Origin of the sequence: Saccharopolyspora montiporae, from assembly GCF_015209505.1 — a bacterium.
GTDB classification, from domain to species: domain Bacteria; phylum Actinomycetota; class Actinomycetes; order Mycobacteriales; family Pseudonocardiaceae; genus Saccharopolyspora; species Saccharopolyspora montiporae.
The window spans coordinates 104,159-120,275 of sequence record NZ_JADEYC010000021.1 but is presented as its reverse complement, the minus strand read 5'-3'; the positions used below and the strand labels follow the sequence as shown (position 1 = coordinate 120,275).

Sequence of the window (16,117 nt, the reverse complement as noted above, 5' to 3'; positions counted from 1 at the left end):
TGCCCGCGCGCTCGCGGAGGCGAACAGGCGTCCGACGGCGTCCGGTTGCCGAGGTCGGTACGGAGGGGACCGCGATCACTAGACTGCGCGGGGTGGCCGAGTACCGGATCGACGAACTCGCCCGCGCGGCGGGGACGACGGCACGCAACGTGCGCGTCTACCAGGACCGCGAGCTGCTCCCGGCACCGCGGCGGTCGGGGCGCACCGCGCTGTACTCCGACGCCCACCTCGTGCGGCTGCGGCTGATCCGCAACATGCTCGAACGCGGGTACGCGTTCGCGCAGATCAAGGAGATGCTCGACGCGTGGCAGGCCGGGCGGGGGCTGGGTGATCTGCTCGGGCTGGAACAGGTGGTCGGCCGGTCCTGGGCGCAGGAAGCGCCGCGGGTCCTGGCCGCTGACGAGCTGCACGCGGCCTTCGGTGGGCAGTTCACCGGCTCCAACGTCGACCGTGCCGCCGAGCTGGGCCTGTTGGAGCGGCACGGCGCGGATTTCCTGGTGCCCAGTCCGCAGCTGCTCACCGCGGGTGCCGAGCTCGTGCGGCTGGGTGTGCCGCTGGGCGAGGTGCTGGAGCTGGCCGGTCAGCTGCAGGGCGACATCGACCACGTGGCCGGGCTGCTGGTGCGGGTGGTGCGCGAGCACGTGCTCGGCACCGCCGACGATCTCGACCGGGACGCGGACGTCGCGCAGCGGCTGCGGCCGCTGGTCACGTCGGCGCTGAACGCCGCCGCGGCCCGCTCTGCCGACCGGGTGATCCCGCAGCTGCTCGGCGACCGCATCGTCGACCTGTTCGACCGGGACGCGGGGCGCGACCCTTCCTGAGCCGAGCATCCGGCCACTGTGGACGCTTTCCCAGTGTTTGGGAACCCCGTTGCTCCGAAGGGTGGTCCGCTAGTCTCGCGCCGTGATCTCCATCAACACGTTCGCCGAAAGGCGCGCTCTCGATCTGATGCGCGTCACGTGTTGCTCGTGTCGCTGAGCTGACGCGCTCGCCTTTCTCGCCGAGCCGACCTGATCGCCGAATCCCACTCCCTTCCGGATCACCGAACCCGCGCCGCGCGGATCCGGATTGATTCGCGCTGCGCAGAAAATGCAGGTAGCTCATGCCCCGCCACCGTGTCGGACGACATCCGGCGCATTCGCGGATGTGCCGGGAAACGCAACGTCACCGAATCGCGCGATCGGTCGCGCTGCCCGTTCTGATCGCGACCACCGCGGGCGAACTGCTCGCCCGACAGCCTGCAATCCCACCTGCACGTCTCGTCGGGCCGGGGCCGCCCTCGTGGTCGGCGTGCCGGCCGGTGTGCCGTTGGCACTGCCGGCCGGGCTGAGCCGCATCGGCGAGGCGCTCATCGACGTGGACGAGGCGATCGCGCCGGCCGACCGGCTAGTCGTGCTCGACGACGGGGGCATCGGCACCGACCGGCGGATCCGGCGGGCGGACGCCCGGGAGCACCGGACGGAACTGCTGGCCGCACCGGGCGTCGATGCGGAACTCGGTGCGCCGGACGAACCCGTGCCCATGGAGAGCACCGCCGCGCGCGACCCGGGCGCGGCCGGCCCCACCCACACCACCACCCGACGAACGGAACTCACCGCCGAGCCAGGAGGCCGAGCCCGATGACCGAACGGACCATGCACCTCAACGCTTTCCTGATGAACGTCGGCCACCACGAGGCGGCCTGGCGGCTCCCGCAGTCCGACCCCGCGGCCAACGAGGACATCCGGCACTACATCGAGCTCGCGCGCATCGCCGAGCGCGGCACGTTCGATTCGGTGTTCCTGGCCGACAGCCCCGCGCTGCGCACGGACGTCGGGCAGCGGCCGGCGACGCAGCTGGAGCCGACCGTGGTGCTGGCTGCCCTGGCGGTGGCCACCGAGCGGATCGGCCTGGTCGCCACCGCGTCCACCAGCTACAACGAGCCGTACAACCTGGCGCGCCGGTTCGCCTCGCTGGACCACATCAGCGGCGGCCGCGCGGGGTGGAACATCGTCACCAACGCCACCGCCGAGGCGGCGCACAATTTCGGTTACGACGAACTCCCCTCGCACAGCGAGAGATACCGGCGCGCCGAGGAGTTCGTCGAGGTCTCGCAGCGGCTTTGGGACAGTTGGGAGGACAGCGCCGAGCTCGGCGAGAAGTCCGGTGCGTGGGCCGACACCGATCGGGTGCACGAGATCGACCACCGCGGGGAGCATTTCGCCGTGCGCGGTCCGCTAAACGTCACCCGCCCGCCCCAGGGGCATCCGCTGCTGGTGCAGGCCGGGTCCTCGGAGGACGGCAAGAACCTCGCGGCCGCGCACGCCGAGGCGGTGTTCACCGCGCAGCAGACGCTGGACGAGGGCAAGGCGTTCTACGCCGATCTCAAGGACCGCGCGCTGCGGCTGGGGCGGGATCCGGAGACGATCAAGATCCTGCCGGGGATCGTGCCGGTCATCGGCGATACCGAGCAGGAAGCGGCGCGCCGCGAGGTGGAGCTGGCCGAGCACGTGGTGCACGGCTACGCGCTGCAGCGGTTGTCGGACACGCTCGGCGTGCTGCTCACCGACAGCGATCTGGACCGCCCGCTGCCGAAGGACCTGCCCGGTGAGGACGGCATCGAGACCGCCAAGAGCCGCTACACGCTCATCGTGGACATGGCCCGGCGGGACAACCTCACGGTGCGGCAGATCATCCACCGGCTCAGCGGCGGCCGCGGGCACCGCACCATCGCCGGAACGCCGGAGCAGATCGCCGAGACGCTGCAGCACTGGTTCACCAGCGGTGCGGCCGACGGGTTCAATGTGATGCCCGCGGTCCTTCCGGAAGGTCTGGAGTCCTTCGTGGACCACGTCGTCCCGCTGCTGCGCGAGCGCGGGCTGTTCCGCGAGTCCTACAGCGGGCTGACGCTGCGCGAGCACTACGGCTTGAGCCGCCCGGCGAACCGGTTCACCCGCGACCGGCGCGCGGCCGGGACCTCAGGCTCCTGACCCGGACGCAGGCGGAAGCGAACCGGACGTCGGCGCGGCACTGGCCGACAGCCCTCCCGCCGGGTGCCGCGGGGTGCTCTCCCCCGGTCGGCCACCGGGTTACGGTGTCGCCGCGGGATCGGCCAGTTGCGAACGAGGGAGAATCGGGCGCCGGCCTATTCGAGGGCGAACCCGGTGGCGAGCAGCCGCATGGTGGTGTCGATGGCGTCGCAGAGTTCGACGTCCGGGTTCTGGAGCCATTGCTCGTAGGCGGCCAGCGCTGCGCCGAGGCAGGCGTAGGACAGCGATTGCGGGACCAACGCGGTGGGCGCGACGCGCAGGCGGTGCGCGACGAATTCGGCGACGACGCTGCGCCACTCGGCGTAGCGCAACGTCGAGTGCGCCTGCAGCGCCGGAACCTGCAGGATCAGCTCCAGGCGGCGCCGGTGTCGCGGCGCCTCGGCGGGGTCGATCCTGTTGAACTCGACGATGACCGCGCGCAGCGATTCCATCAGCGGTCGATCGCGCGGGCAGGCGCGGAACTGCGCCCGCATGAGCGCGAGTTGCTCGGTGAAGTTGCCCCACACCACGTCGTTCTTGGAGTCGAAGTAACGAAAGAACGTCCGCCGCCCGGCTCCGGCGGCGCGTGCGATCGCCTCGACGGTGGTGGCTTCGAATCCGTTCTGCTCGAAGAGTGCGAAAGCCGCCTCTTCGAGCTCGTGCCGGCTCGTCGTCGGGCGGCGACCGCGGCCGCTCGTTGCTCCGGACGTGTGGCCGGAAGATGATCTCGCCATACCGTCTTCCATTTTGGCACGGGATGTCATTAGCGTTGTGGTCGCCGTCACGCCCCGCGATGCGGAGGAGTTGAGCATCTCATGAGCGAACCCGTGCAAGGCGACGCAGCACCGGCACCGGACGAGATCGAAGAGGACCTGCTCGTCGAGGAAGTCTCGATCGACGGAATGTGCGGCGTTTACTGAGCCGCTTGAGCGGAGGAACGAGGGATCTCATGAAGACCAAAGCAGCTGTGCTCGCCGGTGCGCGCGAACCGTTCGAGATCGTGGAGCTGGATCTCGACGGCCCCCGGGAGGGCGAGGTGCTCATCCGCTACGTCGCTGCGGGGCTGTGCCATTCGGATCTGCACCTCACCAGCGGGGACTTGTCCCCGAGGTTCCCGATCGTGGGTGGCCACGAGGGCGCCGGTGTGATCGAGGAAGTCGGACCGGGCGTCACCAAGGTGCGTCCCGGCGACCACGTGGTGTGCAGCTTCATCCCGAACTGCGGCACGTGCCGGTATTGCTCGACCGGGCGGCAGAGCCTCTGCGACATGGGGGCCACCATCCTGGACGGCAGCCTGCCCGACGGGTCGTTCCGGTTCCACCGCAGCGGTGTCGATTACGGCGGAATGTGCATGTTGGGCACGTTCTCCGAGTACGCGACCATCTCGCAGCACTCGGTGGTCAAGGTCGACGACTGGCTGCCGCTGGAGACGGCGGTACTCGTGGGATGCGGTGTGCCGTCGGGGTGGGGAACTTCGGTGTACGCGGGTGATGTCCGGGCCGGGGACACCGTGGTCATCTTCGGTGCGGGCGGTCTCGGGATCAACGCGGTGCAAGGTGCCCTGCACGCGGGCGCCAAGCACGTCGTGGTCGTCGACCCGGTCGAGTTCAAGCGGTCCACAGCCGTGAAGTTCGGTGCGACCCACGCGTTCTCCGACGTCGACCAGGCGCGGGAGAAGGTCAACGAGCTGACCTGGGGGCAGGGCGCGGACAGCGCGTTGATCCTGGTCGGTGTCGTCGACGAGGCCGTCGTGTCGAGCGCGCTGTCGATGACCGGCAAGGGCGGGACCGTGGTCGTGACGGGGCTGGCAAACCCGGAGAAGCTGACCGTGCAGGTGTCCGGTGCCGAACTGACCCTGTTCGGCAAGACGATCAAGGGCACGCTGTTCGGCTCGGCGAACCCGCAGTACGACATCGTCAAGCTGCTGCGCCTCTACGACGCCGGTCAGCTCAAGCTCGACGAGCTGATCACCACCCGGTACCGCCTCGAGGAGGTCAACCAGGGCTATCAGGACCTGGAGGACGGCAAGAACATCCGCGGTGTGATCACCTTCAGCTGACTGCCGACGGCAGCATCGATTTTGCGGGAAGAGGCGATGATCACGGGCTGCGAGAGGGAATTCGATCCGGACGGCGCCTATCGGTTGAATCCGCAGGTGTCGTTGCGCCCGGAGAGCTTCGGGGCGCTGGCCTACCACTTCGGCACGCGCAAGCTGTCCTTCCTCAAGACGCCTCGGCTGGTGGCGGTCGTGCGGAGCTTGGCCGATCACGGGTCCGCCCGCGCGGCCGTCGAGGCGGGCGAGGTCCCCGAGCGGGAGAGGGACGGCTACCTGCGGGCGCTCGCCTCGCTGGCCCGCACGGACATGATCGTCCCCGTGTGACCGCGCACCACGACGTCCGTCGAAAGGCTTTCCTATGACGAGCCCTGGCGAAAGCACCGCGCCCGCGGTGACGGCCGATGCCGCACCGGAGACCGCGGGACCGCTCCCGCTGGTGGAGCAGTTCAAGTACGGCCTGGAATCCCCGATCTGCCTGACGTGGGAGTGGACCTACGCGTGCAACCTGTCGTGCGCGCACTGCCTGTCCTCGTCGGGCCGGCGGGATCCGGACGAGTTGAGCACGGACGAGATCAAGGCGGTCATCGACGAGTTGCAGCGGATGCAGGTCTTCTACGTCAACATCGGCGGAGGAGAACCGACCGTGCGCGACGACTTCTGGGATCTGGTCGACTACGCGGTGAACCACCAGGTGGGGATCAAGTTCTCCACCAACGGTTTCCGGATCACACCGGAGCGGGCCCGCTGGTTGGCGGCGACCGACTACGTGGACGTGCAGATCTCGTTGGACGGGGCCACGGCCGAGGTCAACGATGCGGTGCGCGGTCCGGGATCTTACGACACGGCGATGACCGCGATGCGCAACCTGGCTGCTGCGGGTATGCGCGGCTTCAAGATCTCGGTGGTGATGACCAGCCAGAACGTGGATCAGCTGGATGATTTCCAGGCCATCGCGGACAGCTTCGACGCGCAGCTGCGGATCACCCGGCTGCGCCCGTCCGGCCGCGGGGCCGACGTGTGGGATGAGCTGCACCCGCGCGCGGAGCAGCAGTACCAGATCTACCGCTGGCTGCTCGACAACGGTGAGAACGTGCTGACCGGGGACTCGTTCTTCCACCTCAACGCATTGGGGTCCGAGCAGCTCCCGGGGTTGAACCTGTGCGGGGCTGGTCGGGTGGTGTGCTTGATCGACCCGGTCGGCGATGTCTACGCCTGCCCGTTCGCCATCCACGACGAATTCTTCGCCGGCAACGTCCGCGAGGCCGGTTTCGGCGCGGTGTGGCGGGATTCGGAGCTGTTCGCCGAGCTGCGGCAGCCGCAGACCGGGGGCGCGTGCGTGTCGTGCTCGGCCTACGACGCGTGCCAAGGCGGATGCATGGCGGCGAAGTTCTTCACCGGTTTGCCCCTGGACGGTCCGGACCCGGAGTGCGTGAAGGGGCACGGGCAAGCCGCTCTCGCCGATGTCGACCGGCACGGCGTCCCGCGCGCGGCCCGGGACCACTCGCGGCCGAGCGCGGACGGCCAGCAGCGGGTCCTGCTGGGCTTGCCGTCGATGCGCCGTCCGGACCGCGCCTGCGACGAGAGTCCGCTGGCCGGGATGACGTGATCGCGAGGTTCCGCGCACGGCAGGCATGTTGGCAGGAAGGGGAGGTCGTCCCATGGGCGGTGGCTGGTTCGAGACCGTGGTCGAGGCGCAGCGGCGCGCGCGCAAACAGTTGCCGTACTCGGTGTACGGTGCGCTGATCGCCGGTTCGGAGAGCGGCACGACGCTGGCGGACAACCAGGCGGCCTTCGGCGAGTTGGGTTTCGCCCCGCACGTGGCCGGGTTGTCGGCCAAGCGGGAGCTGGCCACGACGGTTCTGGACCAACCCATCTCGTTCCCGGTGGTGATCTCGCCGACCGGGGTGCAGGCCGTCCACCCGGACGGGGAAGTAGCCGTGGCCAGGGCCGCGGCCAACCGCGGCACGGCGATGGGGCTCAGCGGGTTCGCCTCCAAGCCGGTCGAGGACGTGGTCGCCGCGAATCCGCAGACGTTCTTCCAGACGTATTGGGTCGGTTCCCGCGACGAGATCCTGCGGCGGATGCAGCGGGCGAAGGACGCGGGTGCGGTCGGGTTGATCGCGACCACGGACTGGTCGTTCTCGCACGGCAGGGACTGGGGCAGCCCGGCCATCCCGGAACGCATGAACCTGTCCACCATGCTCAGCTACGCGCCGCAGGCGCTGCGGCACCCGCGGTGGCTGGCGCCCTTCCTCCGGCAGCGGCGGATCCCGGACCTGACGGTGCCCAACGTGGGCGGACGAGGCGAGCAGGCACCGACCTTCTTCGGCGCGTACGGGCAATGGATGCAGACCCCGCCGCCGAGCTGGGATGACATCGCCTGGATGCGCGAGCAGTGGGACGGGCCGTTCATGCTCAAGGGCATCTGCCGCCTGGACGACGCCAAGCGGGCGGTGGACGCGGGGGTTTCGGCGATCTCGGTGTCCAACCACGGCGGCAACAACCTCGACGGCACGCCGGCCAGCATCCGGGTGCTGCCGGGCATCGCCGAAGCGGTCGGCCACCAGGTCGAGGTGCTGCTCGACGGTGGTGTCCGGCGGGGCAGCGACGTGGTCAAGGCCCTCGCGCTGGGCGCGAAGGCGGTGATGATCGGACGGGCCTACCTGTGGGGGCTGGCCGCCAACGGGCAGGCCGGGGTGGAGAACGTGCTCGACATCCTGCGCGGCGGCGTCGATTCCGCCGTGTTGGGCCTGGGCAAGTCCTCGGTCCACGAACTCGACCGCTCGGATGTGCTCGTCCCGCCCGGTTTCGAGCGCGCGCTCGGCGGCGGCACCGCGGGTGCGGCCGAATGAGCGGATCGGTGTCCCGCGATTCGGGGGATCCGCGCGTGAGCGGGGCGAGAGTAGCCCTGGTGACCGGAGCGGCCCGCGGGATCGGGGCAGCGGTGGTGCGGCAGCTGGTCCGGTCCGGCTGGCACGTGGTCGCGCTCGACCGGTGCGCCGACGATCCGCGGGTCGACTACCCGCTGGCGACGAAGCGCCAGCTGACCGAGCTCGCCGCCGAACACCCCGGTGCGGTGACCGAGGTCGTCGCAGACGTGCAAGACCGCGAGGCGCTCCGCGCGGCCGTGGCACTGGCCGAGGAACGCTTCGGTGGGCTGGACGCCGCCGTGGGGGCGGCCGGGGTCATGGCCGGCGGGAGACCGTTGTGGGAAGCGCCTGAAACCGAGTGGGATGCGCTGTTCGGCGTCGGCGTGGACGGGGTGGCGAACCTGGCCCGCGCCGCGGTCCCCGCGTTGCTGCGGCGACCGGAGCCGCGAGCGGGCCGGTTCGTGGCACTGGCCTCGGCAGCGGCGCATCGTGGCCTGTGGCGGCTGGCCTCCTACTCGGCGGCCAAGCACGCCGTGGTCGGTCTGGTCCGCGGGCTGGCGGTGGACCTGCGGGGGAGCGGCGTGTGCGCCACCGCGGTGTCACCGGGCTCGACGCGCACGGACATGCTCTCGGCCACCGCCGACGTCTACGACCTGCCCGACGTCGAGGAGTTCGCCGGCCACCAGGTCGCCGAACGGCTGCTGGAACCCGAGGAGGTCGCGGCGACCGTGTGCTTCCTGTGCTCCCCGGAAGCGTCGGCCATCACGGGCACCGTCGTGCACGCCGACGGGGGATTCACCGCATGAGCACCCGCGGCGCGCCCCGGTCCGCTGCCGCTGCGTTCCCGGGAGGGACCCGTCTGGTCCTGGACGGCTCGGTGCGCCGGACGGCGGGCGGCCGGGTGCTGCTGGGCGGGTCGCCGCTGCGGCTGCTCCGCCTCAAGACGGGCGGCGCGCACCTGCTGGACCGCTGGATCCGCGGCGAGCCGGTCGGTACCGGTGGGTCGCGGCAGGGCCTGGCCCGGCAGCTACTCACCGCCGGGCTGGTCCATCCGGAGCCGCCCGCGGGGGTGTTCGGGCCGGCGGACGTCACGCTGGTGACACCGGTCAGGAACAACGCGACCGGCCTCGCGCGGCTGCTGGCCGCCACCGGCGAGCTCACCGAGCGGATCGTCGTCGACGACGGCTCCGACGTGCCGGTGCGGCGGGCGGTGCTGCGCCACGAACGACCGGCCGGCCCGGCTGCTGCCCGGGACGCGGGTTGGCAGCGCGCGAGCACCGACCTGGTGGCCTTCCTGGATGCGGACGTGACGCCCGAACCGGGCTGGCTGCAGGAGGTGCTGCCGCAGTTCGCGGACCCGACCGTCGCCGCCGTGGCGCCCCGGGTTCGCAGCGTTCCCGCCGACACCGCCGTGGCGCGCTACGAGGCGGAACGGTCCAGCCTGGACCTCGGTCCGTGCCCCGCGATCGTGCGCCCGATGAGCCGGGTCAGCTACGTGCCCAGCGCTGCGCTGGTGGTCCGCCGCACCGCGTTGCGCGAGGTCGGGGGTTTTGACCAGCGGCTGCGGTTCGGCGAGGACGTCGACCTCGTCTGGCGATGCATCGAGGCCGGGCACACCGTCCGATATGCCCCGAACTCGGTCGTGTGGCACCAACCGCGCCCGACCCTGCGCTCCTGGCTGCGGCAACGCTTCGACTACGGCACCTCCGCGGCACCGCTGTCCACCCGGCATCCCGGCTTGCTCAGCCCCGCGAAGATGTCCCCCCACAGCGCCGCCGCCTGGGCACTGCTCGCCGCCGGTCGGCACCGGTCCGCCCTGGCCGTGGCCGCCGTGTCCGCGGCGATGCTGGCGCGCAACCTCCGCGGGCGGGGCCTCCCGGTCGCCGGATCGCTGCGCCTGGCCGGACTCGGGCACGCGGGTGCCGGGCGGCTCCTCGCGGAAGCCACCCGCCGGGCCTGGTGGCCGCTCGCCCTCGCGGCCGCTGCGGTCAGCCGGCGCGCTCGCCGGGTGGTCCTCGCCGCGCTGCTGCCCTGCCTCGTCGAGGCAGCCGGAAGGGGCCACCGGTGGCTCGTGCTGCGCGTGCTCGACGACCTGGCCTACGGCGCCGGGGTCTGGGCCGGGTGCGCCCGCGAGCGCACCGCCGCGCCGCTGCGCCCGGAGTTCACCGGAGGTGGGCTGTGCTGACCCGGTCCCTCGGTGCGCTGACCTCGCCGGAGCTCGCGCGGCGGGCACCGGTGCTGGCCGTACCGCTCGGGGCCACCGAACAGCACGGCCCGCACCTGCCCCTGGGCACCGACACCGCCATCGCCACCGCGCTGTGCCACCGGTTGGCCGCAGCGGTCGCCGATGTCCTTGTCGCCCCCGCCGTGCCCTACGGGTCCAGTGGGGAGCACGCCGGCTTTCCCGGCACCGTCTCCATCGGGCAGGAGGCGGTGGAGCTCCTGGTCGTGGAACTGGTGCGCTCCCTCGACGACGTCGCAGCAGCGGTCCTGGTCAACGCGCACGGCGGAAACCGCGCACCCCTGCACCGCGCCGAGCAACGGCTGCGTTCCGAAGGGCGACCTCTTCTCGTCTGGTCCCCGACCGGCCCCGCCGACGATAGCCACGCCGGGCACACCGAGACGTCCGTGATGCTGCACCTGCATCCTGACCAGGTGAGCCCGGAGCGGGCGGAAACCGGTGCCACGGCACCGCTTCCCGACCTCATCGAGCCGCTGCGCAACCACGGTGTCCGCGCGGTCAGCAGCAACGGCGTCCTCGGCGATCCCACGCGCGCCACGGCCGCGGCCGGCCGACGCATCCTCGACGACTGGACGGCCTCGTTGACCGCGGCGGTCGGCACCTTCCGGGCGACTCCCCTCGGCGGGTGAGCGGCCGGCCGCGCCGATGAGCGGCATGACCACCCCCGCCGGTGATCGGGGAGCCGAGCGCAGCGAGCGGCGTGGCCGGCGATGTCGGGGGAGACTGGGCCCGGCAGTTCGGGGCGACGAGGGGGTCAGGCATGAAGGCTTGGCAGTTCATGGGTACCGGCAACCCGCTGCAGTACAACGAGGTCGAGGAGCCGCACGCCGGTCCCGGGGAGGTCGTCGTCGACGTCAAGGCGTCGGGTGTGTGCCACTCGGACGTCACGACGCTCGACGACCCGGGCTGGATGTCGCTGTTCCAGCAGGGCCTTCCCCGCACCATGGGCCACGAGTCCGCCGGTGTGATCAGCGAGGTCGGTGAGGGCATGGGGCACTGGAAGGTCGGCGACCGCGTCGGTCTCGCTCCGCTGACGCCCGACGGGAGCGCGCTCGGCTACGGCAAGTGGGACGGCGGGTTCGCGCCCAAGCTCCGCGCGACCGACGCCAACCTCGTCCCCTTGCCCGACGAAGTTCCCTTCGACCTCGGTGCGATGGCGACCGACGCCGGGTTGACCGCCTACCACGCGATCATGGTGGTCGGCGGCGCGAAGGAGGGCATGAAGGTCGGCGTCATCGGCCTCGGCGGGTTGGGCTACATCGGCGCGCGCTGCGCTGCGCTGATCGGATCCGAGGTCTACGGGGCTGAGATCAATCCGGACACGCGGGAGCTGGCCGACGAGATCGGCCTGGCCGGTGTCGCCGACTCGATCGACGCGTTCCAGGACAAGGAGCTGGACCTGATCGTCGACTACGCGGGTTTCGGCACCACGACGTCGGCGGCGATCGAAACGTTGGCCGAGTTCGGCACTCTGGTCCAGGTCGGGATGGGGCGTCTGGAAGCGACCATCAGCACCTACCCGATCATCATCAACCAGCTCAGCATCAGGGGTTCGAAGTCGGGCACCAAGGAGGACTTGGCCGGCATCTACGAGCTCATGCGGACGGGCAAGCTCAACCCGCCGATGAACCGCATCACCCACGCCGACATCCCGGGCGCGATCGACAAGCTCCGTGAAGGCGGCGTGATCGGCCGTTTCATCGCGATGTACGAATGAGGGGCGGCCAGCGTCCGGGCCGGATCCGGCGCGGTGCGCTCGCCCGCGATGGGCTGCGCACCTGCCCCGCCGACGCACGAGGGCGTGAGCGGCCGCGGCCGGCGGGACGAGGGCTGCGGTGTCCCCGTCCCGCCGCCGGTCAGTTGTTGTCGAACCCGGCGCGGCGCAGCGCGTCGGCCAGGGCGCCCTGCGGTTCCTGCTTGCGCTGTCCGCCGCGGTTCTGCTTGCCGCCCCCGTTGCGTCCGGAGCCGCCCTGACCGCCGTTGCCGCCCTTGCTGCCCTTGCCGCCGCGGTCGTTGCGCCCGCGGGACTTCCCGCCGCCGTCGCGCTCGGCGCCGGAACCGGCCGTGCGGTTCGATTTCCCGCCGGCCGCCTCGTCGTCCAGGCGCAGCGTCAGCGAGATGCGCTTGCGGTCTACGTCCACGTCCAGCACCTTGACGCGCACGATGTCGCCGGACTTGACCACGTCGTGCGGATCGTTCACGAAGTTCTTGGACATCGCCGAGACGTGCACCAGGCCGTCCTGGTGCACGCCCACGTCGACGAAGGCGCCGAACGCGGCGACGTTGGTGACCACGCCCTCCAACTGCATCCCGGGGGTGAGGTCGGCCAGCTTCTCCACGCCCTCGGCGAACTCCGCGGTCCGGAACTCCGGCCGGGGGTCGCGCCCCGGTTTGTCCAATTCGGACAGGATGTCGGAGATGGTGGGCAGCCCGAACCGGTCGTCGACGAAGTCCTGTGCGCGCACACCGCCCAGGACCCCGCTGTTGCCGATCAACGTGCCGATCTCGCTGCCGGTGGTCTCCAGGATCCGGTGCACGACCGGATACGCCTCCGGGTGCACCGCCGAGGAGTCCAGCGGGTCGTCGCCGTCCGGGATGCGTAGGAAACCCGCGCACTGCTCGAAGGACTTCGGGCCCAACCGCGCGACGTCCTTGAGTGCCGAGCGCTCGCGGAACGGACCGTTGGCGTCGCGGTGCGCGACGATGTTGTCGGCCAGCCCCGCCGTGACGCCGGAAACCCGGGTCAGCAGCGGGACCGACGCGGTGTTGACGTCCACGCCGACCGCGTTGACGCAGTCCTCGACCACCGCGTCCAGCGAGTGCGAGAGCTTGCTCTCCGAGACGTCGTGCTGGTACTGGCCCACGCCGATGGACTTCGGGTCGATCTTGACCAGTTCGGCCAGCGGGTCCTGCAGGCGGCGGGCGATGGACACCGCGCCGCGCAGCGATACGTCCAGGTCCGGCAGCTCGCGGGAGGCGTACGGCGAGGCCGAGTACACCGAGGCGCCCGCTTCGGACACCGACATCTTGGTCAGCCCGAGCTCGGGGTGCTTGCCGATGAGCTCGCCGGCGAGCTTGTCCGTCTCCCGCGAGGCGGTGCCGTTGCCGATCGCCACCAGGTCCACTGCGTGCTCGGCGGCCAGCTTGGCCAGCACGTCCACCGCCTGGTCCCAGCGCCGCTGCGGTTGGTGCGGGTAGATGGTCTCGGTGGCCACCAGCTTGCCGGTGGCGTCGACCACCGCGACCTTCACCCCGGTGCGGTAGCCCGGGTCCAGGCCCATGGTCGGGCGGGTGCCCGCCGGTGCGGCCAGCAGCAGGTCGCGCAGGTTGGCGGCGAAGACCCGCACCGCCTCGTCCTCGGCGTGTTGGCGCAGCCGCAACCGCAGGTCGACGGCCAGCCGGGTCAGCACCCTGGTGCGCCAGGCCCAGCGCACCGCGGCGTTGAGCCACGCATCGGCCGGACGACCGCCGTCGGTGATCCCGAACTGCTGCGCGATCCGCCGCTCGTAGTCGGTGGGCTCGTCCTGCGGGGTGCCGTCGTCGGGCTCCAGCGCCAGTTCGAGGACTTCTTCGTTCTCCCCGCGCAGCAGCGCCAGGACCCGGTGCGAGGGCAGGGCGGTGAACGGCTCGGAGAACTCGAAGTAGTCGGCGAACTTCGCGCCCTGCTCCTGCTTGCCCTCGCGCACGCGGGAAACCATCCGCCCGCGCGCCCACATCCGCTCGCGCAGCTCGCCGATCAGGTCCGCGTCCTCGGAGAAGCGCTCCACCAGGATCGAGCGGGCGCCTTCGAGCGCGGCCGTGGTGTCGGCCACTCCGGCCTCGGCGTCGACGTACTCGGCGGCGCTGGTCTCCGGATCGTTGTCCGGTGCGGACAGCAGCAGCTCGGCCAGCGGTTCCAGCCCCGCCTCGATGGCGATCTGCGCCTTGGTGCGGCGCTTGGGCTTGTAGGGCAGGTAGATGTCTTCCAGGCGCGCCTTGGAGTCGGCGGCGTTGATCCGCGCTTCGAGCTCGTCGTCGAGCTTGCCCTGCGAACGGATCGACTCCAGCACCGTGGCGCGGCGCTCTTCGAGCTCGCGCAGGTAGCGCAGCCGCTCCTCCAGGTGGCGCAGCTGGCTGTCGTCGAGCCCGTCGGTGGCTTCCTTGCGGTAGCGGGCGATGAACGGCACGGTCGCCCCGCCGTCGAGCAGCTCGACGGCGGACCCCACCTGCCGCTCGCGCACACCGAGTTCCTCGGCGATCTTGTGGTGCACAGATGTCGTCACGTTGCTGCTCCGCCTTTTCTGCGATCTTCGCCAGATCCGGTCGAGCATTCTGCCCGACGCCGCCGCGGGCCCGGACCGGCGCATACCCCGGCGTGTCGGTGCAGCGCACAGCGTTGCCGATCGGGTACAGCGGGTTCGGTCGCCGACCCGGACCGGGTGCGGGCCCGCGTCGGGCGCTCCCGCTTCGCCCCGGGTGGACCGGGGCCGGGCCGGGTCGGCTGTGCCGGACGGGGCCGCTGGTGCGGTGCACCGGGAGCGCTGCTTCGTCCGCGCGGTTGCGGACCGGCCTGGTTTCGGATCCTCCGGGCAAGGCGGATAGACTCCGCTGCCACCTGCCTCAGACCGCAGTTTCATTACGTTCCGTGCTTATTCGGCAAGGCTGCGTGCTTCGAAGGGGTCAATCTAGGTATCCGCGTAGGTAATAACCGCGATGCACGTACACGCTCCGTGCCGGAGTGTGGGGCTCGTGAAACCCGAATCCCCCGACCAACCAGGAACCCCCGAAACCAACGATCACGTCTCCACCCCCGAGGAGACCGATGACCGCGGGCTGCGTTCCGCCGCGATGCGGACCGACCACACCCTGCGTTCGGCGGTGGACCGAGTTCGACCGACCGGCAACCGCGTCGGCGCCTGGCTCGCCCCGCTGTTCGAGCGCATTCGGCAGTGGCTGGCTCCGCTGATCCGCACGATCCAGGAGTCCTCCGCGTTCCGGAGCCTCCAGGAGAAGCTGGCCCCGCGGCTGGCCGAGGCGCGGCAGAAGCTGTCCGCCGAGGACGGCGAGGGCCGCAGCGGATCGAAGCGGCTGCGTTCGATGCAGCTGGGCGCCGCGGTCGCGGCCGTGGGTGTCGTCGGTCTCATCATCGGCGGCGTCAGCGGCCAGCAGGGTCAGGGCGACGAAACGGCCCAGGCCTCCCCGGTGCAGGCCGCCGTGCCCGGCCAGGGCGGGAACACGCCGATGGCCAGCCCCGACCCGAACGCGCCGAACCGTGGTGGCGCCCCCGAACCGCCCGCACCGCTCGGGCCGCCGGTGGAGGGCATCGACGTGTCCAACCACAACGGCGACATCGACTGGAAGCAGGTCAAGGCCGACGGCAAGGAGTTCAGCTTCGTCCTGGCCTCGGACGGCACCAGCTTCAGCAACCCCATGTACGACGAGCAGTACCACGGCGCCAAGGACGCCGGTCTGATCACGGGCGCCTACCACTTCGCCCGCCCGGACGACTCGGGCGCCGCGGAGCAGGCGAACCGCTTCCTGGACGTCGCCCAGTACCAGAACGACGGCAAGACGCTGCCGCCGGTGCTCGACCTGGAGGTCGACCCGAACAGCGGCGGTTGCTACAACAAGTCCGTCGACGAGATGCACGCCTGGACCGACGAGTTCAGCGCGACGGTCAAGGACCGCACCGGCCACGAGCCGATCATCTACGCGAACCCGTCGTTCTGGCAGCAGTGCATGGGCTCCACCGACTCCTACGGTGACCACAGCCTGTGGCTGGCCTCCTACGGCGTCGATGAGCCGCAGATTCCCAACGGCTTCAACGACTGGGACTTCTGGCAGTACAGCGAGAGCGGCTCGGTCGCCGGTATCGAGGGCGACACCGACCTGAACATCTACGACGAAGGGATCGAGCGGCTCCGCCAGCTCGCCTCCTGACCGGTTCGCACGAACCGCAGCT

The 16,117-nt window shown here is 71.0% G+C and carries 15 protein-coding genes; 13 read left to right on the top strand and 2 right to left on the bottom strand.

Annotated features, from left to right (window positions below; genetic code table 11):
• Positions 1-92: 92 nt before the first annotated feature.
• The 3 genes from IQ251_RS13820 (at position 93) to IQ251_RS13810 (ending at position 2,969) form a co-directional block, all read left to right on the top strand.
• Positions 93-821, top strand: a complete 729-nt coding sequence (locus tag IQ251_RS13820) for a MerR family transcriptional regulator (protein WP_193928967.1) — start codon at positions 93-95, stop codon at positions 819-821.
• Between the two features lie 487 nt (positions 822-1,308).
• A complete protein-coding gene (locus IQ251_RS13815; RefSeq protein ID WP_193928966.1) occupies positions 1,309-1,623 on the top strand; it encodes a hypothetical protein in 315 nt (104 codons plus the stop codon).
• Complete coding sequence (locus IQ251_RS13810) at positions 1,620-2,969, top strand: LLM class flavin-dependent oxidoreductase (protein ID WP_193928965.1); 1,350 nt, start codon at positions 1,620-1,622, stop codon at positions 2,967-2,969. The genes IQ251_RS13815 and IQ251_RS13810 overlap by 4 nt, the downstream gene beginning before the upstream one ends.
• 155 nt (positions 2,970-3,124) lie before the next feature.
• Here IQ251_RS13810 and mftR read toward each other — a convergent pair whose 3' ends face one another.
• Complete coding sequence (gene mftR, locus IQ251_RS13805; RefSeq protein ID WP_370591390.1) at positions 3,125-3,820, bottom strand: mycofactocin system transcriptional regulator MftR; 696 nt, start codon at positions 3,818-3,820, stop codon at positions 3,125-3,127.
• Between the two features lie 3 nt (positions 3,821-3,823).
• On the opposite strand from mftR, the gene mftA reads away from it, so the two are divergent.
• The 9 genes from mftA (at position 3,824) to IQ251_RS13760 (ending at position 11,893) form a co-directional block, all read left to right on the top strand.
• A complete protein-coding gene (gene mftA, locus IQ251_RS13800; protein WP_193928964.1) occupies positions 3,824-3,928 on the top strand; it encodes a mycofactocin precursor MftA in 105 nt (34 codons plus the stop codon).
• Positions 3,929-3,957: 29 nt separating this feature from the next.
• On the top strand, positions 3,958-5,067 hold the full coding sequence (locus IQ251_RS13795) for an NDMA-dependent alcohol dehydrogenase (RefSeq protein WP_193928963.1): 1,110 nt from the start codon (positions 3,958-3,960) through the stop codon (positions 5,065-5,067).
• Between the two features lie 36 nt (positions 5,068-5,103).
• On the top strand, positions 5,104-5,388 hold the full coding sequence (mftB, locus tag IQ251_RS13790; protein ID WP_193928962.1) for a mycofactocin biosynthesis chaperone MftB: 285 nt from the start codon (positions 5,104-5,106) through the stop codon (positions 5,386-5,388).
• 34 nt (positions 5,389-5,422) lie between these two features.
• On the top strand, positions 5,423-6,670 hold the full coding sequence (gene mftC, locus IQ251_RS13785; protein ID WP_193928961.1) for a mycofactocin radical SAM maturase: 1,248 nt from the start codon (positions 5,423-5,425) through the stop codon (positions 6,668-6,670).
• A gap of 52 nt (positions 6,671-6,722) precedes the next feature.
• Positions 6,723-7,916, top strand: a complete 1,194-nt coding sequence (gene mftD / locus IQ251_RS13780; RefSeq protein WP_193928960.1) for a pre-mycofactocin synthase MftD — start codon at positions 6,723-6,725, stop codon at positions 7,914-7,916.
• A 35-nt stretch (positions 7,917-7,951) separates the two neighbouring features.
• The gene (locus IQ251_RS13775; RefSeq protein WP_370591389.1) at positions 7,952-8,740 is read left to right on the top strand and encodes a mycofactocin-coupled SDR family oxidoreductase; all 789 of its coding nucleotides are present in this window, start codon (positions 7,952-7,954) and stop codon (positions 8,738-8,740) included.
• Entirely contained in the window at positions 8,737-10,119 is a 1,383-nt protein-coding gene (gene mftF / locus IQ251_RS13770; protein ID WP_193928958.1) for a mycofactocin biosynthesis glycosyltransferase MftF, read from the top strand. Before IQ251_RS13775 ends, mftF begins: the two co-directional genes overlap by 4 nt.
• A complete protein-coding gene (gene mftE / locus IQ251_RS13765) occupies positions 10,113-10,805 on the top strand; it encodes a mycofactocin biosynthesis peptidyl-dipeptidase MftE (RefSeq protein ID WP_370591388.1) in 693 nt (230 codons plus the stop codon). The genes mftF and mftE overlap by 7 nt, the downstream gene beginning before the upstream one ends.
• A 131-nt stretch (positions 10,806-10,936) precedes the next feature.
• Positions 10,937-11,893 (top strand): zinc-binding dehydrogenase, encoded by a 957-nt coding sequence (locus tag IQ251_RS13760; RefSeq protein ID WP_193928957.1) that lies wholly within the window; start codon positions 10,937-10,939, stop codon positions 11,891-11,893.
• Positions 11,894-12,032: 139 nt separating this feature from the next.
• Here the strand turns inward: IQ251_RS13760 and IQ251_RS13755 are convergent, their stop codons facing one another.
• Positions 12,033-14,438, bottom strand: coding sequence for a Tex family protein (locus IQ251_RS13755; protein WP_370591387.1), 2,406 nt, complete (start codon positions 14,436-14,438; stop codon positions 12,033-12,035).
• Between the two features lie 466 nt (positions 14,439-14,904).
• On the opposite strand from IQ251_RS13755, the gene IQ251_RS13750 reads away from it, so the two are divergent.
• Positions 14,905-16,095, top strand: a complete 1,191-nt coding sequence (locus tag IQ251_RS13750; protein ID WP_370591386.1) for a GH25 family lysozyme — start codon at positions 14,905-14,907, stop codon at positions 16,093-16,095.
• The last annotated feature ends 22 nt before the right edge of the window (positions 16,096-16,117 follow it).